The 24,011-nt window shown below is 62.2% G+C and carries 23 protein-coding genes and 1 pseudogene; 18 read left to right on the top strand and 6 right to left on the bottom strand.

Annotated elements, in window-relative coordinates; genetic code table 11:
- Positions 1-11: 11 nt before the first annotated feature.
- The gene (locus HHJ18_RS17715; RefSeq protein WP_296917275.1) at positions 12-1,550 is read right to left on the bottom strand and encodes a YifB family Mg chelatase-like AAA ATPase; all 1,539 of its coding nucleotides are present in this window, start codon (positions 1,548-1,550) and stop codon (positions 12-14) included.
- A 241-nt stretch (positions 1,551-1,791) separates the two neighbouring features.
- On the opposite strand from HHJ18_RS17715, the gene glnK reads away from it, so the two are divergent.
- From glnK to HHJ18_RS17795, 16 genes and pseudogenes are all read left to right on the top strand, one after another.
- Positions 1,792-2,130, top strand: coding sequence for a P-II family nitrogen regulator (gene glnK / locus HHJ18_RS17720; RefSeq protein WP_296917276.1), 339 nt, complete (start codon positions 1,792-1,794; stop codon positions 2,128-2,130).
- A gap of 52 nt (positions 2,131-2,182) precedes the next feature.
- Positions 2,183-3,781: an ammonium transporter gene (amt, locus tag HHJ18_RS17725; protein WP_296917278.1), complete on the top strand. Its 1,599-nt coding sequence runs from the start codon at positions 2,183-2,185 to the stop codon at positions 3,779-3,781.
- A gap of 159 nt (positions 3,782-3,940) precedes the next feature.
- Positions 3,941-4,867: an SMP-30/gluconolactonase/LRE family protein gene (locus HHJ18_RS17730; protein WP_296917280.1), complete on the top strand. Its 927-nt coding sequence runs from the start codon at positions 3,941-3,943 to the stop codon at positions 4,865-4,867.
- A 248-nt stretch (positions 4,868-5,115) separates the two neighbouring features.
- On the top strand, positions 5,116-6,213 hold the full coding sequence (gene glcE, locus HHJ18_RS17735; protein WP_296917282.1) for a glycolate oxidase subunit GlcE: 1,098 nt from the start codon (positions 5,116-5,118) through the stop codon (positions 6,211-6,213).
- Positions 6,214-6,251: 38 nt separating this feature from the next.
- On the top strand, positions 6,252-7,478 hold the full coding sequence (gene glcF, locus HHJ18_RS17740; RefSeq protein ID WP_296917284.1) for a glycolate oxidase subunit GlcF: 1,227 nt from the start codon (positions 6,252-6,254) through the stop codon (positions 7,476-7,478).
- A 229-nt stretch (positions 7,479-7,707) separates the two neighbouring features.
- On the top strand, positions 7,708-8,460 hold the full coding sequence (locus HHJ18_RS17745; protein WP_296917403.1) for a YoaK family protein: 753 nt from the start codon (positions 7,708-7,710) through the stop codon (positions 8,458-8,460).
- Positions 8,461-8,490: 30 nt separating this feature from the next.
- Positions 8,491-8,685, top strand: a pseudogene (locus HHJ18_RS17750) (SulP family inorganic anion transporter); the annotation flags it as partial.
- A 26-nt stretch (positions 8,686-8,711) separates the two neighbouring features.
- Positions 8,712-10,736: a hydrogenase 4 subunit B gene (gene hyfB / locus HHJ18_RS17755; RefSeq protein WP_296917286.1), complete on the top strand. Its 2,025-nt coding sequence runs from the start codon at positions 8,712-8,714 to the stop codon at positions 10,734-10,736.
- 79 nt (positions 10,737-10,815) lie between these two features.
- Positions 10,816-11,766 (top strand): NADH-quinone oxidoreductase subunit H, encoded by a 951-nt coding sequence (locus HHJ18_RS17760; RefSeq protein WP_296917287.1) that lies wholly within the window; start codon positions 10,816-10,818, stop codon positions 11,764-11,766.
- Positions 11,763-12,422, top strand: coding sequence for a formate hydrogenlyase (locus HHJ18_RS17765; RefSeq protein ID WP_296917289.1), 660 nt, complete (start codon positions 11,763-11,765; stop codon positions 12,420-12,422). The genes HHJ18_RS17760 and HHJ18_RS17765 overlap by 4 nt, the downstream gene beginning before the upstream one ends.
- 2 nt (positions 12,423-12,424) lie before the next feature.
- Entirely contained in the window at positions 12,425-13,879 is a 1,455-nt protein-coding gene (locus HHJ18_RS17770) for a hydrogenase 4 subunit F (protein WP_296917290.1), read from the top strand.
- A 4-nt stretch (positions 13,880-13,883) separates the two neighbouring features.
- The gene (locus HHJ18_RS17775; protein WP_296917405.1) at positions 13,884-15,491 is read left to right on the top strand and encodes an NADH-quinone oxidoreductase subunit C; all 1,608 of its coding nucleotides are present in this window, start codon (positions 13,884-13,886) and stop codon (positions 15,489-15,491) included.
- 105 nt (positions 15,492-15,596) lie between these two features.
- A complete protein-coding gene (locus tag HHJ18_RS17780) occupies positions 15,597-16,139 on the top strand; it encodes a formate hydrogenlyase (RefSeq protein WP_296917292.1) in 543 nt (180 codons plus the stop codon).
- A 76-nt stretch (positions 16,140-16,215) separates the two neighbouring features.
- Entirely contained in the window at positions 16,216-16,398 is a 183-nt protein-coding gene (locus tag HHJ18_RS17785) for a hypothetical protein (protein ID WP_296917293.1), read from the top strand.
- A gap of 36 nt (positions 16,399-16,434) precedes the next feature.
- The gene (locus tag HHJ18_RS17790) at positions 16,435-16,638 is read left to right on the top strand and encodes a sodium-independent anion transporter (RefSeq protein ID WP_366558860.1); all 204 of its coding nucleotides are present in this window, start codon (positions 16,435-16,437) and stop codon (positions 16,636-16,638) included.
- A gap of 210 nt (positions 16,639-16,848) precedes the next feature.
- Positions 16,849-17,100 carry a GlsB/YeaQ/YmgE family stress response membrane protein gene (locus HHJ18_RS17795; RefSeq protein ID WP_296917295.1) on the top strand — a complete coding sequence of 84 codons (252 nt, stop codon included), beginning with the start codon at positions 16,849-16,851 and terminating at the stop codon, positions 17,098-17,100.
- 154 nt (positions 17,101-17,254) lie between these two features.
- Here HHJ18_RS17795 and HHJ18_RS17800 read toward each other — a convergent pair whose 3' ends face one another.
- The 4 genes from HHJ18_RS17800 to lplT all read right to left on the bottom strand — a co-directional run bounded on the left by HHJ18_RS17800 (position 17,255) and on the right by lplT (position 21,741).
- Positions 17,255-17,476 carry a hypothetical protein gene (locus HHJ18_RS17800; RefSeq protein WP_296917297.1) on the bottom strand — a complete coding sequence of 74 codons (222 nt, stop codon included), beginning with the start codon at positions 17,474-17,476 and terminating at the stop codon, positions 17,255-17,257.
- Between the two features lie 316 nt (positions 17,477-17,792).
- Positions 17,793-19,181, bottom strand: coding sequence for a CHASE3 domain-containing protein (locus tag HHJ18_RS17805; RefSeq protein ID WP_296917299.1), 1,389 nt, complete (start codon positions 19,179-19,181; stop codon positions 17,793-17,795).
- 264 nt (positions 19,182-19,445) lie between these two features.
- Positions 19,446-20,348: a DMT family transporter gene (locus HHJ18_RS17810; protein WP_296917301.1), complete on the bottom strand. Its 903-nt coding sequence runs from the start codon at positions 20,346-20,348 to the stop codon at positions 19,446-19,448.
- Positions 20,349-20,460: 112 nt separating this feature from the next.
- Entirely contained in the window at positions 20,461-21,741 is a 1,281-nt protein-coding gene (gene lplT / locus HHJ18_RS17815) for a lysophospholipid transporter LplT (protein ID WP_296917303.1), read from the bottom strand.
- A gap of 238 nt (positions 21,742-21,979) precedes the next feature.
- On the opposite strand from lplT, the gene alr reads away from it, so the two are divergent.
- On the top strand, positions 21,980-23,074 hold the full coding sequence (gene alr, locus HHJ18_RS17820) for an alanine racemase (protein ID WP_296917305.1): 1,095 nt from the start codon (positions 21,980-21,982) through the stop codon (positions 23,072-23,074).
- 20 nt (positions 23,075-23,094) lie between these two features.
- Positions 23,095-23,559 (top strand): RDD family protein, encoded by a 465-nt coding sequence (locus HHJ18_RS17825; RefSeq protein ID WP_296917307.1) that lies wholly within the window; start codon positions 23,095-23,097, stop codon positions 23,557-23,559.
- An 82-nt stretch (positions 23,560-23,641) separates the two neighbouring features.
- Here the strand turns inward: HHJ18_RS17825 and HHJ18_RS17830 are convergent, their stop codons facing one another.
- Complete coding sequence (locus HHJ18_RS17830) at positions 23,642-23,980, bottom strand: hypothetical protein (protein ID WP_366558856.1); 339 nt, start codon at positions 23,978-23,980, stop codon at positions 23,642-23,644.
- Positions 23,981-24,011 lie beyond the last annotated feature (31 nt).

Genomic DNA, 24,011 nt, shown 5'->3' on the forward strand with positions numbered 1-24,011 from the left:
ACATAGCAAGATCAGGGTTTGACCGAAAGCGCGCGGCGGTATTGCACCGCTTCGGCCACATGCGTCAGTTGTACCGTGGCGGCACCGGCCAGGTCGGCAATGGTTCTAGCCACTTTCAGGCAGCGGTGGATGCCGCGGCCCGACCAGCCCAGCCGGGTCGCTGCCGTGTTGAGAAACTTGGCCGCCGCCGCGTCGAGCTGGCACTGCGCATCGATGGCCTGACCTTCCAGCGCCTGGTTGCTGCTGCCTTGCCGGAGCATGGCGCGCTCACGGGCCTGCACCACCCGGCCCCGGATGGCGGCGCTGGCTTCGCCGGGTGGGGTGTTGACCAGTTCGTCGGCCATCAACGCACCGACTTCCACATGCAGGTCAATCCGGTCCAGCAGCGGGCCGCTGAGTTTGCCCTGGTAGCGTGCCACCTGCTCGGGCGAGCAGCGGCAGTTGCGCAGGCTCGAGCCCAGGTAACCGCAGGGGCAGGGGTTCATGGCGGCGATGAGTTGAAAACGCGCGGGGAACTCGGCCCGCTGTGCCGCCCGCGAAATCGTGATGGTGCCGGACTCCAGCGGTTCGCGCAGCGCTTCCAGCGCCGCACGGGGAAATTCGGGCAACTCGTCCAGAAAAAGCACGCCCCGGTGTGCGAGCGAGATTTCACCGGGCCGCGGTGGCGATCCGCCTCCCACCAGCGCCACCGCGCTGGCCGTGTGGTGCGGCGAACAGGTCGGGCGCACCGCCCAGTTCTCCAGCGTGAAACGGCCGCCCAGAGACGCGACGGCGGCGCTTTCGAGGGCTTCGCTGGTTGTCATGGCGGGCAGCAGCCCGGCAAAGCGGTGCGCCAGCATGGACTTGCCCGAGCCAGGCGCGCCCATCATCAACACACTGTGCCCGCCAGCGGCGGCTATCTCCAGCGCGCGCCGCGCGGCCGCCTGGCCTTTGACATCGGCCAGATCCGGGTAAGCCGGTTGCGGCTGAAGCGCCAGCGGCTCGACCCGACTCCAGCCGTCCAGCAGTTCGGGCGAGGCGCCTCCGGGCAAAAACTGCCTGACCACATCGAGCAAGTGATGGGCACGGTAAATTTCGGCATCGGGCACCAGCGCGGCTTCCTGCGCGCTGCCTTCCGGCAGCACCAGTTTGGGCGGCCGGCCGGCTTCTTGGTGACGGGCCAGCGCCAGGCTCATGGCGAGCGCGCCTTTGACCGGCCGCAGGTCGCCGCCGAGCGACAACTCGCCCGCAAATTCGTAGCCCTTGAGCTTGCGCGCATCAATCTGCCCGCTGGCTGCCAGAATGCCCAACGCAATCGGCAGGTCAAAGCGGCCCGAGTCCTTGGGTAAATCGGCGGGCGCCAGATTGACGGTGATTCTCTTGTTGCCCGGAAATTCCAGCCCGGTGTTCTGGATCGCCGAGCGCACGCGCTCACGCGCTTCCTTAACCTCGGTTTCCGCCAGGCCAACCAGGGTGAAACTGGGCAATCCATTGGCCAGATGAACTTCGACACAGACCGGTCGCGCTTCCAGCCCCAACAGGGCGCGGCTGTGCACTAAAGACAGGCTCATCGGGATACCTTTGTTGAAATGCATCAAAGTTGTGCGCGAAAGGGCGCCAACTTGGTGCGTTATGTTTCTAATTCTTTATACGTAACGTGGCAGTCTCTGAAAAAGCAGACCTGCCTGATGGATCGCCAGTGTGGCACGGTCCCTGCTAATGAGGCTGAGTCCCCGATATCAATCCCTAGCCCTGTCACCCGGCCGGAGCGGCCTGAATTGTCGCTCCTCCGACCCAACTGGAGAAACTGAAATGAAACTGGTCACGGCCATCATCAAACCGTTCAAGCTGGACGAAGTGCGCGAAGCACTCTCCGGCATCGGCGTGCAAGGCATCACGGTCACTGAAGTCAAGGGCTTCGGTCGCCAAAAAGGCCACACCGAGCTGTACCGCGGTGCAGAGTACGTGGTCGACTTTCTGCCCAAGGTCAAGATCGAAGCGGCAGTGTCGGATGAACTGGTGGACCGCGTGATCGAGGCGATTGAGGCGGCCGCGCGCACCGGCAAGATTGGCGACGGCAAGGTTTTTGTTTACGACCTGGAGCAGGTGGTGCGCATCCGTACTGGTGAAACCGGCAAGGACGCGCTGTAAAGGAAGCGCTGCAAGACCTCAGACTCAACCGCAAAAAAAAGAGAACATTGAAATGAAAAAACTGCTTGCCTCCCTGGCCTTGGGATTAAGTTTGCTGACAGCGGGCTCTGGCGCGCTGGCCCAGACGCCAGCTGCCGCGCCTGCCGCATCAGCGGCCACTGAAGCCCAACCTGCCGAATCGCCTGCTGCTGCATCGGCCACTGCGCCCGCTGCCGTGGCTGCGCCGGCAGCAGCGGCATCTGCCGCCGCACCGGCCACTGCGCCCGCTGCCGTGGCTGCGCCGGCAGCAGCGGCATCTGCCGCCGCACCGGCGCCCGTGCCCAACAAGGGCGATACCGCCTGGATGATGGTCTCCACCCTGTTGGTGATCTTGATGGTGATTCCCGGCTTGGCGCTGTTCTACGGCGGCCTGGTGCGCAGCAAGAACATGCTGTCGGTCCTGATGCAGGTCATGGTGACCTTCTCGATGATCATCGTGTTGTGGTTCATTTACGGCTACAGCCTGGCTTTCACCGAGGGCAATGCCTTTTTCGGCGGCTTTGACCGTCTCTTCATGAAAGGCATCTGGGACAACGCCGCCGGCACATTCGCCAACGCCGCCACCTTCAGCAAAGGCGTCGTGATTCCCGAGATCGTCTTCGCCGCCTTTCAGGCGACCTTTGCCGCCATCACCTGCACGCTGATCGTCGGCGCCTTTGCCGAACGCATGAAGTTCTCGGCCGTGCTGATGTTCATGGCGATCTGGTTCACTTTCAGCTACGCCCCGATGGCGCACATGGTGTGGTTCTGGATGGGCCCTGATGCCTACACCGGCAAGGAAGTGGTTGACGCGATGAATGCCAAGGCTGGCTATATCTGGCAGTCGGGTGCGCTCGATTTTGCCGGTGGTACGGTGGTGCACATCAACGCCGCCGTGGCCGGTCTGGTCGGTGCTTTCATGGTTGGCAAGCGTATCGGCTACGGCAAAGAATCGATGGCCCCGCACAGCCTGACGCTGACCATGGTCGGTGCCGCCTTGCTGTGGGTTGGCTGGTTCGGTTTTAACGCCGGCTCGGCGCTCGAAGCCAACGGCTTTGCCGCACTGGCCTTCATCAACACCCTCGGCGCGACGGCCGCGGCGGTGCTGGCCTGGTGTGTCGGTGAGGCGCTAATGCGCGGCAAGGCTTCGATGCTGGGCGCGGCTTCAGGCGCCGTGGCAGGTCTGGTGGCGATCACGCCAGCGGCCGGCAACGTCGGCATCGGCGGCGGCCTGGTGATCGGTCTGGTGGCCGGATTTGCCTGCCTGTGGGGCGTCAACGGGCTGAAGAAAATGCTGGGCGCGGACGATTCGCTGGACGTCTTCGGCGTGCATGGCGTGGGCGGTATCGTTGGTGCGCTGCTGACCGGCGTCTTCAGCTCCCCCAGCCTGGGTGGCCCCGGTTACGTGGCTGACTGGGTCACTGCTACCAGCATCACTGCAGCTGACTTTTCCATCCTCTCGCAAGTGTGGATTCAGGCCAAGGCCGTGCTGATCACCATCGTCTGGTCCGGCGTGGTGTCGTTCATCGCCTACAAGATTGTGGATCTGACGATTGGTCTGCGCGTCAGCGAAGAAGACGAACGCGAAGGTCTGGACATCACCTCGCACGGTGAAACCGCCTATAACCGATGAGGGGGCTGACAGGACTGTCCTGAAAAAGCAGTCCTGTTACTTGAATTTGAGTGGTGTTTCCTTGGGATTTCAGCCCGTCGGCGTCCAGCCGGCGGGCTTTTTTTTGCCTGTACAGTGGGCGAACCGCACTTGAAAAACAGCGTCTATAAGGAGATCCGCATGACCTGGCAAACCGTTGTCGCGCAACCGAGCGAACTGGGCGAATCGCCGTTCTGGCACCCCGACGAGCAGCGGCTCTACTGGGTTGACATTGCCGCCAGGCAACTGCACCGCGCCGATGTGCAAAGCGGCGCATTGCAAAGCTGGGACATGCCGTCCGAGCCTGGCTGCATCGCGCCGGCAAAAACGCAGGGTCAGCCCAGTGGTCTGGTGATTGCGTTGCGAGACGGCATTTACCGCGCGCGCCAGTGGGGCAGCGCGCTGGAGCGGCTGCTACCGGCCTCGCACGATGCTGCCACCACCCGCTTCAATGACGGCAAGGCCGATCCGCGCGGCCGCTTCTGGGCCGGCACCATGTACGAGCCGCGCGATGCCGCCCGCGCCGAGCTTTTTTGCCTTGACGCGCGCCAGGGCCGTGCCCCTGTGCTGGAGCGCAAGGCCGGCGACGCGACTATTGCCAACGGACTGGCCTGGTCGCCTGACGCCCGCACCCTGTACTGGAGCGACACGACGCGCCACCGCACTCGTGCCTGGGACTGGGATGCGGACAGCAACGTCATGGGCCACGAGCGACTGTTTCATCAGTGGCCGGCCAAGCCTGCCGGCTGGCAGCCTGGCATGGCCGGCTATGCCGGCCGGCCCGATGGCGCGGCAGTAGATATAGAGGGCAACTACTACGTTGCCATGTTCGAAGGCGCACGGCTGCTCAAGCTGTCGCCGGCCGGCGCGGTGCTGGCCGAATTGCCGGTGCCGGCCCAATGCCCGACCATGCCGTGCTTTGGCGGCGCCGACCTGCAAACGTTGTACCTCACGACGGCGCGCCATGGCCGCACGGCGCAGGAACTGCAACGCTGGCCGGACTCGGGCTGCGTGTTGTCACTGCGCGTAGAGGTGCCCGGTTTGCCGGTGAACTTCTTTACGGACTAGGACGCAACTGAGGCACTAATGGAGCCGGCAGTGTGTAAGTGTGCTATTTAATTAATAGCTGCTTGCGCCCGCCAGTATTGGGCTAGAGGAATATTTGACCCCTAAAATCGCCAGTTGACGTGCGCTGGCCCGCCAGGGGGCGCCGGCGGTTCAACCCGCGCTGCGTGGCCAGCCGGCTGCAAAAACCGAACAGGCCGCGTTCAAAAAGATCAAAGACCTCAAGCGCAGTCGCCGCTTACTATCACGCCATGGTTTCAGAACACGAGATGACGGCGTCCATCGCTGAGCGGGTACGCGGCGCTGCTGCTGCCGGCACGGCTTTGCGCATACGCGGCGGCGGCAGCAAAGACTTCTATGGGCAAGCCTTGAACGGGGACATCCTGGACATGCGCCCGTTTGCCGGCGTCATCAGCTACGAGCCAAGCGAGCTGGTCGTCACCGCGCGCACCGGCACGCCGCTGGCCGAACTGGAAGCGCTGCTGGCCGGCCAGGGGCAGTGCCTGGCCTTCGAGCCGCCGCACTTCGGCGCTCACGCTACCGTGGGTGGCATGGTCGCCTGCGGCCTCAATGGGCCGGCACGCGGCACTGCCGGCGCGGTGCGCGACTTCATGCTGGGCGTGAAACTGCTCAACGGCAAGGCTGAGCACCTGACGTTTGGCGGCCAGGTCATGAAGAATGTGGCCGGCTACGACGTTTCGCGCCTGATGGCCGGCTCGCTCGGCGCGCTGGGCGTGCTGCTGGAGGTCTCCATCAAGGTGCTGCCCATCCCGCTTGCCGAGGCCACGCTGGTTTTCGAGCTGGACCAGGCCCAAGCGCTGCACCAGCTCAACCGCTGGGGCGGCTTGCCTTTGCCGGTCAACGCCAGCTGCTGGCAGGACGGCCGGCTGTCGGTCCGGCTGCGCGGCGCCAGGGCGGCGGTCGCCGCAGCGCTCAAGACCATGGGCGGCGAAGCCGTGGGTGAGCAGGCACCCGCGCTGTGGGCAGGCCTGCGCGAGCAGACGCTGCCGTTTTTTGCCTTGCAGGGCGACGAATCGCTGTGGCGCGTCAGCCTGCCCGACAGCGCCGCGCCGCTGGGGTCAGGCGCTACGCCTCTGGCTTTGGGCGCCACGCTGCTGGAGTGGGGCGGCGCCCAGCGCTGGCTCAAGCGGCCCGCTGGGGAGGCGTTGGCGATTCGCCAGGCCGCCGCCAGCGCCGGCGGCCATGCCACGCTGTTTCGTTCGGCCGATAAAAGCGTGCCGGTGTTCTCGCAGCTCAAGGCCCCGCTGGACCGCATCCACCGGGAGCTCAAAAGGCAGTTCGACCCGGCCGGCGTTTTCAATCCCGGCCGCATGTTGGCGGGCTGGTGACCTGACCGAAGAACTTCCCAACTTCATTTTTAGGCACCATGCAAACCAAGCTCGCCCCCCAATTCCAGAACACCGCTGACGGCCAGCAGGCCGAAGCGATTTTGCGCAAGTGCGTGCACTGCGGCTTTTGCACGGCCACCTGCCCAACCTACCAGCTGCTGGGCGACGAGCTTGATGGACCGCGCGGCCGCATTTACCTGATCAAGCAGGTGCTTGAAGGCGAGATGCCGACGCGCAAGACACAGCTGCATCTGGACCGCTGCCTGACCTGCCGAAACTGTGAAACCACCTGCCCCAGCGGGGTGGACTACGGCCACTTGATCGACATCGGCCGCAAGCTGGTCGATGAACGCGTGCCGCGCCCGGCGCGTGAAACGGCGGTGCGCTGGGCGCTGAAAGAAGGCCTGCCGTCAACGCTGTTTGCGCCGGCCCTGAAGCTGGGCCAGGCGGTGCGCGGCCTGTTGCCCGCCGCACTGCAAGCCAAAGTGCCGGCGCGCCAGAGCGCTGGCAACTGGCCCGTGCGCAGCCACCCCCGAAAAATGCTGATGCTTGAAGGCTGCGTGCAGCCCGCCATGATGCCCAACATCAACAGCGCGACGGCGCGCGTGCTCGACGCCGCCGGCATTGAAGTGGTGCTGGCGGCCAAGGCTGGTTGCTGTGGCGCCGTCAAGTTTCACCTGAACGACCAGGACGGCGGCAAGGCCGAGATGCGGCGCAACATCGACGCCTGGTGGCCCTATGTGGGGTCAGGCGTGGAGGCCATCGTGATGAACGCCTCGGGCTGCGGCGTCACCGTCAAGGAATACGGCCATATCTTGAAAGACGATCCGGCCTATGCCGACAAAGCCGCCCGCATCAGCGCCTTGACGCGCGACCTCAGCGAGCTGTTGCCCGAACTGGTCGAGCCGTTGCGCGGCCAGGTGGCTGCCGGCGCCGGCAAGATCGCCTTTCACCCGCCTTGCACGCTGCAGCATGGCCAGCAGCTGCGCGGCGGCGTCGAAAAATATCTGGGCGAGCTCGGCTTTGACATCAAGGTAGCCAGCTGCGAGGCGCATCTGTGCTGCGGCTCGGCCGGCACTTACTCGGTGCTCAACCCTGAAATCGCCTACCAGCTGCGCGACCGCAAGCTGGCCCATCTGGCCGAGGGCGCGCCCGCAACGATTGCCTCGGCCAATGTCGGCTGCATCGTGCACCTGCAAAGCGGCACGGCTACGCCGGTGCGGCACTGGGTCGAGCTGCTCGACGAAGCGCTATCAAATTCATAGCTGGTTGCGCTGAAAGATAGTTGGCTGGCGTTTTGGTTTGTTAAAATCTTTAACGAAGTCATGACGCAACGCAACTCGCATGGGTAAGAATCAACCTCGTGGACCGGTTCCGGGGGTTGGCGTGCCGGAGGAGCTCAAGCCTTCTCTTCGACCTCTCCCGGCGTTTGCGGGCTTGCCCAAATATCAACAGGCCGCGCTGAAGCCGCTCTTGAGCCTGTGGGAATCGCTGATGGGCCTGACCCGCAAGCGACGCACCCGCCGCAAGAACCGGCAGCTTGGCGGTTTGCTCGCCTGGGTGGCCGGCGCCGTCAACGCCGGCGGCTTTCTGGCGGTCGGGCGCTACACTTCTCACATGACGGGCATCGTGTCTGCTGTCGCCGATGATTTTGTGCTTGGCCATCTCACCTTGGTGATTGCCGGTCTGGCCTTTGTCGGGGCTTTTCTGGCCGGTGTCATCACCACCACGGTGCAAATCAACTGGGCCAGGCGGCGCAAGTTGCATGGCGAATTTGCCTTGTCACTGATGCTGGAGGCGGTGCTGCTGCTGCTGTTCGGGCTGCTGGGCGGCAACCTCAACGTGCTGGTTGAGGTCTTTGTGCCCACCACCGTGCTGCTGCTGTGCTTCATCATGGGTCTGCAAAACGCCATCATCACCAAGATTTCCTCGGCTGAAATCCGCACCACCCACGTCACCGGGTTGGTCACCGACCTGGGCATAGAACTGGGCCGGCTGCTTTACTGGAACCGCACGCACGCGGCCAACCTGGAACACTTCGTCCGGGCCGACCGCGACAAGCTGCAGGTTCACGCCACCATTTTGCTGTTGTTTTTTGGCGGCGGCCTGATGGGCGCGCTGGCTTTCAAAACCCTGGGCTTCTTTTCTACCGTGCCGATTGCGCTGCTGCTGATGGCGGTTGCCGCACCACCGCTGCTGCTCGATTTGCGCGCCTACCGCGCTCGCCTCGGCAGGTATGCTGCTTGAGACGCCGCTCCCGCGAAAGATGCCCGACCCATGATCACCATTCTTGAGGCCAAGCGCGCCGGGCTGTTCGGCCACAGCAAGATCGTACCCAATGTGGTGGCCGGCGCTATCGTCGGCGTGGTGGCGCTGCCGCTGGCCATGGCCTTTGCGATTGCCTCGGGCGCCAGGCCGGAGCAGGGCATTCACACCGCCATCATTGGCGGCTTCATGGTGTCGGTGTTGGGCAGTCTGATTTTTCAGTCTGACACCGAATGAACAAATTTTCTGATCCCGCCGCGTGGATTCATCTGGACTGGGTCTTGGTGCTTGTCGTCTGCTGGCTGTTGATCGGCGTGGTGGGCGTATTTACTTTACGCCGGTTTAAATTCGTGGCCACCATCCTGTTCCCGGCCGGAGGGCTTGTCGCCCTTGTTTTGTTCGGGGTGGCCCTGAGCGCGGCGCTCGACGTTCCTGAAGTGGCCGTGCTACCGATTGGTCTTCCCCAACTGCCGTTCCACCTCCGCCTGGACAGTCTCTCGGCCTTTTTCCTGATGCTGATTGGCGGCGTATCGGCCGGTGTGTCCGCCTTTGCGGCAGGTTACTTTCGCAAGGGTGAGGGAACGCCCCCCGGCTTGATCTGTCTGGAGTACCACATTTTTCTGGCCAGCATGGCCATGGTAGTGATTGCCGACGATGCCTACGCCTTTATGGTGGTCTGGGAGACCATGGCTTTTTCCTCATTTTTCCTTGTCATGGCGAACCACCGTATTCCCGAAATTCGCCAGGCAGGTTACCTGTACATGCTGGTGGCCCATATTGGTGCCCTGGGCATTCTTCTGTGTTTCGGCGTGTTGCAGGCCAACACGGGCGACTACACCTTCGCCAATATGCGGGCCCAGCACCTGTCGCCGTTCTGGGGCTCCGTTGCCTTCGTGCTGGCGGTGTTTGGCTTTGGCGCGAAGGCCGGCATCCTGCCACTGCACGCCTGGTTGCCGGAGGCGCATCCTGCTGCCCCGTCCCCTTTTTCAGCATTGATGAGTGCCGTGATGCTGAAGATCGCGCTTTATGGCATCTTGCGGGTGTCGTTTGATTTGTTGCAAACGCGTATCTGGTGGTGGGGGGTGCTGCTGATGACGATTGGTTTGGCCACCGCCCTGTTTGGGGTCGTATTCTCCACCGTGCAAGTGGAGATGAAGCGTTTGCTGGCCTATTCTTCCATTGAGAACGTGGGCTTGATGTGCGTTGGCTTCGGTTTGTCGCTGCTGTTTTCCGTCTATGGGATGAAGACACTGGCGGCCCTGGCCCTGACGGCAGCCTTCTATCACATGATGAGCCACGCATTCTTTAAAAGCTTGCTGTTCTGCAGCACCGGTGCCGTGATGCACGCGACCGGCGAACGCAGCCTGGGCAAGTTGGGCGGCCTGATGCGCTACATGCCCTGGGTGGCTTGGCCGACCCTGATTGCCGTGCTGGCCTGCGCCGGGCTGCCGCCCTTTGGGGGGTTCATAGCGGAGTGGCTGTTGCTGCAAAGTTTTCTTTTTACCACCGGCCTGCCAAGTTCATTTCTCAACATGTTGATTCCAGTGGTGGCCGCGCTGATTGCACTGATTGCAGCGCTCTCCGGCTACACCATGGTTAAGTACTTTGGTGTTATTTTCCTGGGTCAGCCGCGTGAAGAAAAGCTCTCCGGCGCGCATGATGCAGGTCCTTGGGAACGCACCGGCATGTTGTGGCTGGCAGCGGGTTGTGTGGTGCTTGGGTTGCTTCCCAATCAGGTCATCGCGTTGATTGATCCGGTGACTCAGCTGCTGGTATCGGCCGGGTTGGCGCATACGGTGGCGAGCAGCGGCTGGTTGCTGGTACCGGTCAGCATCGAGCGTGCCAGCTACTCGCCGGCGATCTTTTTATTGGGGGTGATGGCGAGCTTTGCTTTGGCTTACCTGCTGGTGCGCAGGTTGTACAAAGGTGGCACGCGCCGCGCGCCGCCCTGGGACTGTGGCTATCCCTGGCAAACCGCCCGCATGCAGGACACGGCGGAGGGTTTTGGACAACCGATCCGGCAAATATTTGAGCCCATGTTTCGCATGAAGCGCGAACTGCCCACGCCCTTCGATGAGCAGCCACACTACCGTGTGACGGTGGAGGACCCGCTGTGGCATTGGCTCTACCTGCCGGTGGCGGCGCTGGTCGGACGCCTGTCACGCCTGATCGGCCTGTTGCAGCAGGGGCGCATTGCGGTCTATCTGATGTACAGCTTCGTGACCCTGATCGTCGTGCTGCTGGTGGTGAAGCAATGAGCGCAGCGCAGAACCGCTTTAGGCAAGCGAAAGCCCCCCGAGGGGGCGAGAACACGCAGTGCCGGGCGTGGGGGTGGTCATGAGCCTGCTTGGTCTGGTATCCCAGCTGATGGCGATTGTGATGGCGCTGGTACTGGCGCCGCTGATGACGGGCTGGGTCAACCAATGGCGCGCCCGGCTGCAGAACAAGTCAGCGCCCAGCTTGCTGCAGCCCTACCGCGTTCTGCACAAGCTGTTCAACAAGGAATCGGTGTTGGCCGAGCACGCCTCGCCCCTGTTCCGCATGACCCCCTACATTGTTTTTGGTTGCATGATTCTGGCCACTGCCATCATCCCGACCCTGTCGACCGACCTGCCTTTGTCGCCTGCCGCAGACGCCATCGCGCTGGTCGGCCTGTTTGCCCTGGCGCGGGTGTTCATCTCCCTGGCGGCGATGGATGTGGGCACGGCATTTGGCACGTTGGGCGCGCGGCGCGAGATGCTGGTGGGTTTCCTGGCCGAACCCGCTTTGCTGATGGTGCTTTTTTGTGCATCCATGATTTCGCGCTCGACCTCACTCACTACCATCGTCGAAACGCTGGCGCACCGGGATCTGGCGATTCACCCCAGCCTGCTGGTGGCTGGCGTGGCGTTCACCATGGTGTCGCTGGCCGAGAACGCACGGGTGCCGGTGGACAACCCGGAAACTCATCTGGAATTGACCATGATCCATGAGGCCTTGATCCTGGAATATTCGGGGCGGCACCTGGCGCTGCTCGAATGGACGGCCAGTCTGAAACTGTTTGCCTATTCCTGCATGGGCCTGGCGCTATTCTTTCCCTGGGGCGTGGCGCAGGCCGATGACCCGCTGGCGCTGCTGCTGGCGCTGCCAGCGCTCCTTGTCAAGCTGGCGGTGGGCGGCGTAATGCTGGCCGGCATCGAGACCGTCAGCGCGAAGATGCGCATCTTTCGCGTTCCCGAATTTTTGGCCACCGCTTTTTTGCTGGCGGTGATCGGCTTGCTGGTCAACATCTTGCTGGGGGCGTCATGATCAAATTTGTACCCCAGTTGATCAACCTGTTCGCCACCCTGATTCTGATGCTGTCGTTCGCCATGATTTCGCAGCGGCGCATCGTCTCCTTGATCAATCTCTTCACCCTGCAGGGTGCGGCCCTGGTGGCGGCGTCCATCCTGCTCGGCTATGCCACGAACCAGCCGGACCTTTATGTCTCCGCGGGCCTGACGCTGGTGCTTAAAGTTATTTTTATCCCCTGGCTGTTGCACCGGGTGATTCGGCGCCTGAACGTGCGCTGGGATGTGGAGACCCTTATCAACATTCCGACCACGATGCTGGTGGGGATTGTGCTGGTGATTTTTTCCTTCAGTCTGGCCTTGCCGATTTCACGTCTGTCGTCCTCCATGGCCGGCGGCTCGCTCGGCATTGCGCTGGCCTGCGTGCTGCTTTCCTTCATGATGATGATTACCCGCTCCAAGGCGGTGCCGCAGGTGATCGGCTTTCTGTCGATGGAAAACGGCCTGATTTTTGCGGCCACCACGGTCACCAGTGGCATGCCCATGATCGTGGAGTTCGGCATTGCCCTGGATGTGCTGGTGGGCGTTTTGATTCTGGGTGTGTTCATGTTCCAGATCCGCGAAAAGTTCGACAGCCTGGACATCCACAACCTCGAAGCGCTCAAGGAAGATTGACCGTGCCCGCATTGTTTTTTGTTCTGGGGTTCCCGCTGTTGGGCGCTGCGGTTCTGGGTCTTACCGGCCATCGTGATGTTGCACGCAACCTCAATGTCGGATTCAGTCTGGCGACCTTCGTCGCCGCCTGCGTCCTCACGGCGCAGATCATCGCCGACGGTCCGGTCTTTGTCTGGGACAAACAGTTTTACATTGATCCGCTGAATGTGTTTCTGGTCACCCTGACCGCCTTTGTCGGGCTGACCACCGCCATCTTTTCACGCCCCTATATGCGGGTCGAGCAAGACCGCGGCAAGATGACGCCGCCGCGCATGCGCCTGTACCACGGCATGTACCAGCTGTTCAGTTTCACCATGCTGCTGGCACTGACCACCAATAACCTGGGCATCCTGTGGGTGGCGATGGAGGCGGCCACGCTGACCACCGTGCTGCTGGTCAGCGTCTACCGCACGGCGGCGAGCCTGGAGGCCGCCTGGAAATATTTCATTCTGTGTGGCGTCGGCATTGCCCAGGCGCTGTTCGGCACCGTGCTGCTTTACATGGCCGCTGAAAAAGTGCTGGGCCCGCACGGCGCCACGCTGCTGTGGACCAGCCTGGATGCGATCAAGGGTCAGCTGGATCCGGCCATTGTCACGCTGGCCTTTGCTTTTCTGTTTATCGGTTACGGCGCCAAGGTGGGCATGGTGCCCCTGCACAGCTGGTTGCCCGACGCGCATGCGGAAGGCCCGACCCCGGTCTCGGCCGTGCTTTCGGGCCTGTTGCTCAATGTGGCCATGTACGCGGTGCTGCGCTGCAAGGTGCTCACCGACGGTGCCCTGCAGCGGCCCCTGGCCGGACAACTGATGATGGGTTTTGGCCTGCTGTCGGTGGTGGTGGCGGCGTTCTTCCTGTCGCGCCAGAAAGACGTCAAGCGCATGTTTTCCTACTCGTCGATCGAGCACATGGGCTTGATCACCTTTGCCTTCGGCATGGGCGGACCGATCGCCAACTTTGCCGGCCTGTTGCACATGACGGCGCATTCCCTGATCAAATCGGCCGTCTTCTTTACCGTGGGTCACGCGACCCAAAAGGCCGGCACCCAGGTCATGAGTGAGATTCGTGGCCTCATCAAGGTGAACCCCACCGTGGGCTGGGGCCTGATGCTGGCGGTGATGGCGATTCTGGGCATGCCGCCGTTTGGCATCTTTGCCAGCGAGTTCCTGATTCTCACCACGGCGATGCGTGAACAACCCTGGGCCACACCGTTTCTGTTTCTCGCGCTTGGGGTCGCTTTTGCATCGGTGCTGATCCGGGTGCTACCCATGGTGTTTGGCGAGACCTCGCTCAAGCCGCTGGCACATGCGCCCGCTTTGCTGCCGGTGTTTATTCACCTCGGTATTGGTTTGATGCTGGGTTTGTATATTCCGCCCTACCTCAATACCTGGTACGTTCAGGCGGCGCGGATGTTGGGGGGCTGAATTGATAAAAATTCCCAGCTTGAATGTAGATCTGCAACGCCTGGTGACACCCGTGCCAATCTGGCGTGGCAGCGTTGCCGCCGATGACTGGCAGGCAGCGGCCCTCGCCGTGCGTGAGTCCGGCGGGCGGCTGATTTCACTTTGGGCATCGGACAGGGCTTGCGCGACGCCGGCGCTACCGGCCCCAGAGGGCGACGCATTGCCGCCGGCTGAAACGGGGGCCCTCACCGTCTGTGCGGCCTATGCGGTGCTCGAAGGCCTGGTCTGGCTTGAGCTGCCGCTGGCTGCCGGTCAGACGACTTACCCCGATCTGTCGACGATCTTTCCTTCTGGTGTCAGGATGCAGCGGGCAGCCTCCGATCTGTCGGGAATCCTCGCCGAGGGCGGCCACGACCACCGTCCGTGGCTGAACCATGGCGCGTGGCCAGCGGATCACTTTCCGTTGCGACACGACGTCGCCGCCCAGCAGGCATTTCCCGACGCCCAGGTGACCGACTACCCGTTTGTCCGCGTCGAGGGCGATGGTGTGCACGAGATCGCGGTGGGCCCGGTGCACGCCGGCATCATTGAACCCGGTCATTTCCGCTTATCGGTGGTCGGCGAAAAAGTGCTGCGTCTGGAAGAGCGCCTGGGTTACAGCCACAAGGGGATTGAAAAGCGCTTCACGCAACTCCCACCCTTGCAAGCCCATCGTTTGGCGGGACGGGTTTCGGGCGACTCAACGGTCGCCTTTGCATGGGCCTATTGCATGGCGCTGGAATCGGCTGCGGCGTGCGATATTCCCGAGCGCGCCAGCTGGCTGCGCGCGCTCATGCTGGAGCGCGAACGCGTCGCCAACCATCTGGGCGACCTGGGTGCGCTGGGCAACGACACGGCCTTTGCCTTTGGTCTGGCCCAGTTCTCGCGCTTGCGCGAAGATTGGCTGCGCCTGTCCAAAGAGGCGTTTGGGCATCGCCTGATGATGGACGGCGTGACGCCCGGTGGCGTTGCGTGCGACGTGGACCGCGCGAGGATGGATCGACTGTTGCAACAAAGCGATGTCGTCGAGCGCGAGGTGCAGGCTCTGCGAACCGTGTATGAGGAGCATGCCGGCCTGCAGGATCGCTTCATCAACACCGGACAGGTGAGTCCGGAACTGGCCGCTCGACTGGGGCTGACCGGCCTGGCCGGCCGCGCCAGCGGCCAGGCGGCAGACCTGCGCTGCGACCACCCGTGGCCTCCCTATGACAGCTTGCAGGTGAAGATGGCAACCCACCGCAATGGCGACGTTGCGGCCCGCGTGACGCTTCGTTTTGAGGAAGTGTTTGAGTCGCTGCGGCTGATTCGCACCATTGTGGCCGGTTTGCCGGCGGGTCTGACGCGCAGCGAACTGAGCCTGCCCGCCGATGCAGCGGTAGGCGCAGGCTGGGTCGAGGGCTGGCGGGGCGAAATTTTTGTCGCGCTGGAACTCGATGGCGAGGCCAGCCAGCACCGCATCCTCCGCTGCCACTGTCACGATCCTTCGTGGCAGAACTGGCCGGTGATTGAGCACGCGGTGATCGGCAACATCGTCCCCGACTTTCCGCTCATCAACAAGTCGTTCAACCTCAGCTATTCAGGGCATGATCTATGAGTCTGGATTCGCCAGTGGCTACGCATCCGATGACGCCACGTTGCGCCTTGCCAGCCCGCCGCATCGCAGCCCACCCGGGCACGTCCAGGCGCAGGATATAGGTGTATGTGGAAAATCATTAAACAGATCGCCCGAAACGGGATGCGCACCGAACCGGCACCCGAGAGCAGTGATGCGCTGCGCGTCGAGACCGAACGCATTCAGCGCGACCTGCTCGACATTCTGGGACAGGCCTTGACCATCCGCATGGTCGATGCGGGGTCTTGCAATGGCTGCGAACTTGAAATTCATGCCCTGGGCAACCCGTACTACAACATCGAGGGTCTGGGAATCAAGTTCGTCGCGAGTCCACGCCATGCCGACATGCTGCTGGTGACCGGGCCGGTTTCCCGAAACATGGCGCTCGCCCTGCAGCGCACCTTTGCTGCCACGCCCGATCCCAAACTGGTGATTGCCGTGGGCGATTGCGGCGGTGATGGGGGTATTTTCGGCGAGAGCTACGCAAGCTGTGGTCGTGTCTCCAACGTCATACCGGTCGATCTTGTGGTGTCAGGCTGTCCGCCGGCGCCCATCGAGATATTGCGCGGAATCTTGACAGCGGTCCATCGGTGCCGGTCTGTATCGGTGCTGGGAGGCAAGCAGAAATAAGCGCAGTTGATATCAAAACCCAGGGAGAGATTGCGAGCGAACAGCGCTTGGCGCCATCCCGCAATTCCTGCGCCGGATGGCTGAAACCGGGGAGGCGCAGGTCGTCGCTATCGAAGATCTCAAAACGGAACTAGCAGCGATAGGTTTGCAGCATATTCCCCGAGGCGTGTCGATTTACGAAATTGACGGCCGGTTCTTCTTGGGCGCCGTGGAAAAACTCGAGCAGGTGCTGATGGAAATCCATGCCGACCCAAGGTAGTGATCCTCCGGTTCCGCCGCGTACCCTTCATGGGACATCACCGGCCTGCAGACACTCGAGGAAGTGATCGTCAAGCTGCGTAAGCGCGGCGTGCGTTGCCTGCTGTGCGAGGCCAATGAGCGGGTACGCGCCAAAATGTGGAAGGCCGGCATCCTGGAGCTGCTCGGCGAGCAGAATTTTCACCACGAGTTTTCGCAGGTGCTGGCCAGAGCCGTGGCCGAGCTGGAGGCGAACGCCTAGCGGACTGCGGAAGCCAGGCGTCCGAACTAATCGCGCAGCGAAAAATTGCCCTTCGGGGCTTTGATCATGGTCAATTCCTACGCTTGTTTCCGCCTTTTCCCACAAACGCAAGCTGAGTAACCGGTAATCTTCGTTTTGCTTGATGTTCCTTTGACGTCAGGTAGCGGACCCGAGGTGCAATATCCTTATTCAACAATCGGAAAGTAAAAAATGAGCATCATTTGGACCATTCTGATCGGTTTCATCGTTGGCATCATCGCCAAATTTTTGATGCCGGGCCGGGACCCCGCGGGGTTCTTCATCACCGCGCTGATCGGCATCGCCGGTTCAATCATCGCGACTTACCTGGGCCGCTTCATGGGCTTTTACCGGGTCGGCGAATCGGCGGGGTTTATTGCAGCGGTAATTGGGGCCATTATTTTGTTATTTTTCTACCGTATGGTCACCGGGAAAAAAGCCTAAGCAGCGGATTGCTTGTAAGCGGGTCTGCCGCTTCCGGGCGAAATTACAGGCCGCAGCGGCTTCCTCGACTGCCTTTGCAGCCGCGGCGGAAAGCCGATGGCGGGGACTGGCAATTAGCGCGCGCTGGCCGGGGGTGAGCTAGTGTGACGGAGGATTACGTCGGCATCTCGCACCACATTTTTTCGCCCCGTTTCCAGTCTTGTTTCCAGACCACCATGTCCAGCTCGACTGCGAGGTTTTCGGTTTTGGCATCCAGCGTTCCGCGCAATGCCTTTTGTCGAATACTTTCATAGATGTCGTAACACTCGCTCAAGCTGCTACCCGGACCATAGATCCTGCGGATCTCTCGCAATTGCTCAGAAGTCAGTATGTTCATGCCGGCTTTCCTTTTTGCCCTTTCAGATGTTGTCTTTCAACCCATGAACCTGGCGAAGTCACTGTTTACAGTGCGCCCGTATGGCCACATGGCCATAACGCGTAAAAACCATCCTGGGTTTACTGGTGGGGCAGCAATGCTCTTGCAACGAGGTTCGAGGATCGACCTCGCAAGGGTTTGGGTCTGTCGGAGAAGACGGCATGCGAACGTAGGAAGCACTTGAATTCGCAGCAGGTCAGCGTCCTGCCTGATGCAGTGCAGTGCAGTGGCATGCTGCGCTCCAAACGCGGCGGGCGCGTCGGCTAGAGCGTTGTTCTCAGGCCGGCTTCATCGGCGATGGCGGCAGATTTTGGTCCAGCGCGACAGCGGCCGGCTGATTGAATTGCTGGGGCACGGTCGCGAATATGCGGGTGCCTTGGCCCACGCCGGATACCACCGTGAGGGAGCCGCCTAGCGATTCGATGCGAAAACGCATGCCGTCCAGGCCGTGGCTGCCCACCCGCAAGTTGGCGGTGTCGAAGCCTTTGCCGTTGTCGGCAATTTCTATTTGAAGCGCGCCAGCCTCGCGCTTCAGGCGTACCCAGACTTCACTGGCTTGCGCATACTTGCCGATATTCGTCAGGGCTTCCTGCACCAGGCGGTAAATGCTTAACTCGACATCCGGCGAGAAGTGGCACTCGGCTATTTCCGCGCGCACCGGCACGCCCAGCTGCTCACTCACATCGCGCGACAAGATGGCGAGTGCCGTCGTCAGCCCCAGCGCGCTGAGCGTGGTGGGGCGCAAGTCCTCGATGATTTTGCGTTTCATCGCAATGCCTTCGCTCAGGTGGTGGCCTACCTTCGCAAGCAGTTCGGCCATCGTGGGGTCGGCGGAAAGTCGGTGCTGCGCGCGTGCCAGCGTGAGCTTGCCGGCCGTCAGCACGCCACCAAGCTCATCGTGCAACTCGCGCGCCAGGCGGGATTTCTCGTCTTCGCGCACGGTCTGCAGATAACCGGCCAGGGTTTGCAGCCTCAAGGTGCGCTCGCGCACCTGCGCTTCGAGCAGTTGCTGGCGTTCGCTGCGCTCGCGGTCCGAGCGGCGTAACTGCAATAGATGAAGATACAGTCCGATGACAAGAATTAATGACAGCGCGGCAATGATGGCACGGTTGAGCCACAAAGTGCGATAAATGAATTCGCGCGCATCTTGCTGAAGACTGGCGGCCTGGCTGAGCTTGCCTTCAAAAATTGAACGCAAATTGTCCATATGGCGCTTGTCCTCGCCCGAATCGAACAGCGTCAAGGCGGCCGCACGGCTTCCCGCCTGCTGCAGCGCAATCGTGTTGTCAAGCTCGCTCAGCTTCGCTGAGATAGCGTCGGCTATTTTCAGTGCGTCGGCTTGCCCGCTTGCACCGGTCGACGTCAAGAAATCCATCAATTGCGGGGTCGCCTTGGGCAATTCGATTTTTGCCTGGTTGAGCGTGTCGAGGTACTCGGCCTGGCCGGTCAGCAAGTAGCCGCGCTGCCCGGTTTCGGCGTCTGTCAGCAGCTGCAGCACGCGCGCGGTGGCGATGCGTGCATCGGTCAGGGCGATGCCCCCCCTTAGCGCATTGACCGTTCGCAGGTAGCTCATCTCGTTAGCCAGCATCAGCAGCAATACGCCTGCGATAAGCAGTGGAAGCGTGAAGCGCCTGCGCAGCAAGCGTTCAAGAGACTCTCTTGGCATGGCGGTCCTCCATCCTTCTGGGTTGGCTCAATTTTCCAAAGGGCGCCCGGTCAAGGCATTCGGGAATAGAGACGAGAAACTCAATATACCGGAGCAGGCCCGGGTAATCAAATTCCCCTTGTCAAGGGCCCTTGATCTGCTGGCAGCGTGCTTTCGCGCTGGAGTAGGAGCTAGAACGCTATTAAATAAATAGCTGCTTGCGCCCGTATTGATTGGGCTAGAACACTATTTGACCGCTATTTTTGAGCGGTGCGGCGCGTCAACTCATTTAGCGGCAGGGGACGCCGGCTCGGGCGCCAGCGCGGCCAGCAGGGCCGCCAGCACGATCAGGCCACCGCCCAGCAGGGTGCGCGTGCTGAACGCGGCGGCACCGAGCAGCGCGGCCGAGGCGCTGGCAAACAGGATTTCCGTCAGCATGACGATGGCGGTGGTGCTGGCCGCCAGCCGCGCTGCACCGTATTGCAGCGCCCAGTTGCTGGCCAGAAAGGCCAGGCACAGGGCCGCGGCGATACCGAGTCCCGCCAACCCGGCCATCTGAAAAGCCGGTGCCGGAACGATTTTCCAGGCCATGCCGGCCAGCGCTGCGGCCGAAGCCATCAGCGCGCCGCCGCCAAACATCGCCAGCATGCGGGCTTCGCCCGGCGTTGAGTTGAGCTTGCGCAGCAGCACGTTGGTAAAGGCAAAGCTCAGACCGCCGGCCAAGGCGAGCCAGTCGGCCGCGCTTTGCGGCACCGGCCACGGCGAGCCCGGCGACTTCAGCACAATCACCACGCCGGCCAGTGCCAGCAGCAGCCGAAACAAAGAGCCGGCGCTGGGCTTTTCGTCCAGCATGGCCCAGGCGATCAGCACCGACCAGGCCGGCATCAGATAAAACAGCAGCACCACGCGCACCACGTCGCCCACGGTGACAGCCCAGTTAAAGCCGACGTTGGTCAGGCCCGCCGCAGCCGCTAGCAGCAATAGCGGGGGATACGCCAGCAAGCCGCGCCAGGCCTGCGGGCGCCAGGCCATCACGCTCAGCGTGGCCGCGCCGTAAATCAGCGCGGTGGCCCACAGCGGGTGCAGGCCGTAGCCCTGCAAGGCGCGAAACGGCCACCAGGAAACGCCCCAGACGAAGGCATTGATGACGAGTGCGCCCGCAGCCAGCAGGGCTTGCCGGTCCTTCATGAAAGAAGGCTCCCAAGCCCGATGCGGTTCAGGCCATGACAGCCGATCGGGCATCGAATGACCCACGGAACAAGTTTTGCGCCGAGTCCGGCGCGTGCATTCTCATCCCGCATCAGTGGTGGGTATCGCTGCGGGCGATGCTCAGCAGGTGATCCAGCTGCTCTTTGTACTTGACGCAGTTGTTTTTGTGCCAGCGCTGGATCAGCCACATGAAGCTGGCCACCACGATGCCAAAGGCAGTGATCGCGCCAAAGGCGGACAGGCCCTTGGCCGTGGACAGGGTGTAGAAAGCGCCCAGCCCCAAAATGCAGGCCTGCTCATTGAAGTTCTGCACGGCGATCGAGCGGCCCGCGCCCATCAGGTTGTGGCCGCGGTGCTGCAGCAGCGCGTTCATCGGCACCACCAAAAAGCCGCCCAACCCGCCCAGCAAAATCAGAAAAGGCGCGGCTACCCAGACGTTGTTGATGTAGTTCATCAAAATGATCAGCAAACCCATGGCAATGCCCAGCGGTATGACGCGGGGTGCGTGGTGCAGACGCATTCGCATCGAGGCCAGCACTGCCCCGGCCGCCGTGCCAATCGCCACCACGCCGACCAGTGAAGAGGCTTGCGTGGTGCTGTAACCCAGGGCGGCCGCGCTCCATGCCAGCACGATGTAGCGCAGGTTGCCCGAAACGCCCCAGAACAGCGTGGTGGTGCTCAGCGAGATCTGGCCGAGTTTGTCGCGCCACAGCGCAGCGTTGCAGTACCAGAAGTCGGGGAGCAGCTCGAGCTTGTTGCGCGGCATAGGCCGCATTTCAACGCCGGTGTCGGGGATGCGCGTGTTGAACCACGCGGCAATGACGTACAGAAAAATCAGCGCTGAAATCGCCGCTTCGGGTGGGGTGTCAATGCCGGTGTTGATTATCGGAAAGTCAAACGACAGCAGCAGATGGGACACAGAACGGCCGACCAGCTGGCCGCCCAGCAGCACCCCCAAAATGATCGACGAAATCGTCAGCCCTTCAATCCAGCCATTGGCCTTGACCAGCTGCGAGGCCGGCAGCAGCTCGGTCAGGATGCCGTACTTGGCGGGCGAATAAGCGGCAGCGCCCAGGCCGACAATCGCATACGCCAGCAGAGGGTGTGAGCCAAACAACATCATCAGGCAACCGATCACCTTGATGGCGTTGCTGGCAAACATGACATTGCCCTTGGGCCGGGCGTCGGCATAGGCGCCTACAAAGGGTGCCAGGACCACGTAAAACAGCGCAAACATGGGCACCAGCGCCGCCGGCTGCCATTTGGGCGCCCCGCTGGTTTTCAGCAGTTCCACCGCGGCGACAAACAGCGCGTTATCAGCCAGCGAGCTGAAAAACTGGGCCGCCATGATGGTGTAAAAACCGCGCTTCATTAAACTTTATTGATCACCGCAGAACATGCATCAGTCGATCTGATGCGCCAGGATAAGGGTGAATATATCCAGTCGATTGTCGTTTATAGCATGGGGGCCTCTTTCAAAATCTCAAAGAGGCTAGGGGTATTCGCGCCTTGCGGCCCGGCTCTTGCACGCGGGCCGTCGCTTTGTGCCACGCAGCGTGAACAATGTCACGCTGGGTTAAGCACGGGCTCGTGACGTTTAACATGTCAGCATGCCCCGTCCCATCCTAGCAACCATCCACAGCGCCGCGCTGAGCCACAACCTGGCGCGCGTGCGCGTCGCCGCACCCGACGCCCGCGTCTGGGCCGTCGTCAAGGCCAATGCCTACGGTCACGGCATTGAACGCGTTTTTGACGCGCTGCGCAGCGCCGACGGCTTTGCCCTGCTCGATCTGGCCGAAGCGCAACGCCTGCGCGCGCTCGACTGGCGCGGCCCGATCCTGCTGCTCGAAGGCTGCTTTGAGGCGCGCGACCTCGAGCTGTGTTCGCGCCTGGGCCTGTGGCACGCCATTCACTGCAACGAGCAGATCGACAGGCTGGCCGCCCACAAGACCCAGTTGCCGCACCACGTCTTCCTCAAAATGAACTCGGGCATGAACCGCCTGGGCTTCACGCCCGAACGCTTTCGCGCCGCCTGGACGCGCCTGAACGCGCTGCCGCAGGTGGACCAGATCTCGCTGATGACGCATTTCAGCGATGCCGACGGTCCGCGCGGCATTGAAGCGCAGCTGCAGGCCTTTGAGTCGGTGACGCACGATTTGCCGGGTGAGCGCACGCTCAGCAACAGCGCCGCCACGTTGCGCCACGGCGCCGTGCTGGACGGGCGCTCCGACTGGGTGCGGCCCGGCATCGTGCTGTACGGCAGCGCCCCCGACTTCCCCGAGCACAACGTCGCACACTGGGGCTTGCAGCCGACCATGACGCTGTCTTCCCGCATCATCGGCTTGCAGCAGCTACGGGCCGGCGACAGCGTGGGCTACGGCTCCAGCTTTGTCGCCGAAGCGCCGCTGCGCATCGGCGTGGTTGCCTGCGGTTATGCCGACGGCTACCCGCGCCACTGCAGCACTGGCACGCCGGTGCTGGTGGGTGGCGTGCGCAGCCGCATGGTGGGCCGCGTCAGCATGGACATGATCACGGTCGATCTGAGCGCGCTGCCGCAGGCCGGGATGGGCAGCGAGGTAACGCTGTGGGGCCAGTCAACAACGGGCGCCGTGTTGTCCATCGATGAAGTGGCGCAGGCCGCCGGCACCGTAGGTTATGAATTGATGTGCGCGGTTGCAGCGCGCGTGCCGTTTGTCCTGGCTTAAAAAAATAGGAAATGCCCGCCATGGAGTCATCCGATCTGGAATATGCCGGTTTCTGGGTACGCGTCTGGGCCTCGCTGATCGACACGCTGCTGCTCGGCGTCTTCGTCTATCCGCTGCTGACCGCCCTTTACGGGCAAGCCTACTGGAACACCGCAACGTTTGTCCGCGGCCCGCTGGACTTTCTGCTGTCCTGGGTGCTGCCAGCCATCGTGGTGTTGCTGTTCTGGGTGACGCGGCAAGCGACCCCCGGAAAAATGGCCATATCGGCCCGCATCGTCGATGCCAGGACCGGTGACAAGCCCAGCACCGGACAGTTGCTGGGCCGCTATCTGGGCTATTTCGTGTCGGCGATACCCTTCTGCCTGGGCCTGCTCTGGGTCGCCTTTGACCCGCGCAAGCAAGGCTGGCACGACAAGCTGGCTGGTACCGTGGTGGTACGCAAGAAGGGCGGTGCGACCGAACCTGTGCGCTTTAAGGGTGACTAGTTTCTTCGTGTCTTGAAAAACCTATTTGCTATTAATTTCATAGCTTTTGACGCCGGTATTTATCAGGATAAAGCCTTATTTATTAGTCAAGACAGGCTGGCCAGGCGTATCTGCGCCGCACGTCCATTTTTTTATCAAACGTGGCCAGCGGCGGTGCTTCGAAGCCGGCTTTCTCACACAGCGCAGCCAGTTGCCGCAGTCGCGCGCCTGTCTCGCCTGAAGGTTCACCCAGAATGATGTTGTTGCCAAAGTGGTGCCGCACCAGCCCGGGTTCGTCCACCGAACAGCTGGCATGCCCCACGCAGTCGATGAGGTGCGGCGCCGGGATGGCCAGCGCGCCGTCCGGGTCGACCGAGCGCAGGCGCGTGCCGGCCAGCGCGCCGCCAAAGCCATGCACAAACCACCACGGCACGCCGTTCATGGCGTAAATGCAAACTTTTATGGTGCGCTTC

This window comes from Polaromonas sp., assembly GCF_012927455.1.
Classification (GTDB): domain Bacteria; phylum Pseudomonadota; class Gammaproteobacteria; order Burkholderiales; family Burkholderiaceae_C; genus Polaromonas.

Bases quoted from the DNA above. Each gene is read 5' to 3' on its own strand.
- HHJ18_RS17830 (WP_366558856.1), bottom strand. From the start codon at position 23,980: ATGAACGGCGTGCCGTGGTGGTTTGTGCATGGCTTTGGCGGCGCGCTG.
- alr (WP_296917305.1), top strand. From the start codon at position 21,980: ATGCCCCGTCCCATCCTAGCAACCATCCACAGCGCCGCGCTGAGCCAC.
- amt (WP_296917278.1), top strand. From the start codon at position 2,183: ATGAAAAAACTGCTTGCCTCCCTGGCCTTGGGATTAAGTTTGCTGACA.
- HHJ18_RS17795 (WP_296917295.1), top strand. From the start codon at position 16,849: ATGAGCATCATTTGGACCATTCTGATCGGTTTCATCGTTGGCATCATC.
- HHJ18_RS17760 (WP_296917287.1), top strand. From the start codon at position 10,816: ATGAGCCTGCTTGGTCTGGTATCCCAGCTGATGGCGATTGTGATGGCG.
- HHJ18_RS17810 (WP_296917301.1), bottom strand. From the start codon at position 20,348: ATGAAGGACCGGCAAGCCCTGCTGGCTGCGGGCGCACTCGTCATCAAT.
- HHJ18_RS17715 (WP_296917275.1), bottom strand. From the start codon at position 1,550: ATGAGCCTGTCTTTAGTGCACAGCCGCGCCCTGTTGGGGCTGGAAGCG.
- HHJ18_RS17785 (WP_296917293.1), top strand. From the start codon at position 16,216: ATGGCTGAAACCGGGGAGGCGCAGGTCGTCGCTATCGAAGATCTCAAA.
- glcE (WP_296917282.1), top strand. From the start codon at position 5,116: ATGGTTTCAGAACACGAGATGACGGCGTCCATCGCTGAGCGGGTACGC.
- glcF (WP_296917284.1), top strand. From the start codon at position 6,252: ATGCAAACCAAGCTCGCCCCCCAATTCCAGAACACCGCTGACGGCCAG.
- HHJ18_RS17780 (WP_296917292.1), top strand. From the start codon at position 15,597: ATGTGGAAAATCATTAAACAGATCGCCCGAAACGGGATGCGCACCGAA.
- HHJ18_RS17730 (WP_296917280.1), top strand. From the start codon at position 3,941: ATGACCTGGCAAACCGTTGTCGCGCAACCGAGCGAACTGGGCGAATCG.
- HHJ18_RS17745 (WP_296917403.1), top strand. From the start codon at position 7,708: ATGGGCCTGACCCGCAAGCGACGCACCCGCCGCAAGAACCGGCAGCTT.
- HHJ18_RS17805 (WP_296917299.1), bottom strand. From the start codon at position 19,181: ATGCCAAGAGAGTCTCTTGAACGCTTGCTGCGCAGGCGCTTCACGCTT.
- HHJ18_RS17800 (WP_296917297.1), bottom strand. From the start codon at position 17,476: ATGAACATACTGACTTCTGAGCAATTGCGAGAGATCCGCAGGATCTAT.
- hyfB (WP_296917286.1), top strand. From the start codon at position 8,712: ATGAACAAATTTTCTGATCCCGCCGCGTGGATTCATCTGGACTGGGTC.
- HHJ18_RS17825 (WP_296917307.1), top strand. From the start codon at position 23,095: ATGGAGTCATCCGATCTGGAATATGCCGGTTTCTGGGTACGCGTCTGG.
- glnK (WP_296917276.1), top strand. From the start codon at position 1,792: ATGAAACTGGTCACGGCCATCATCAAACCGTTCAAGCTGGACGAAGTG.
- lplT (WP_296917303.1), bottom strand. From the start codon at position 21,741: ATGAAGCGCGGTTTTTACACCATCATGGCGGCCCAGTTTTTCAGCTCG.
- HHJ18_RS17765 (WP_296917289.1), top strand. From the start codon at position 11,763: ATGATCAAATTTGTACCCCAGTTGATCAACCTGTTCGCCACCCTGATT.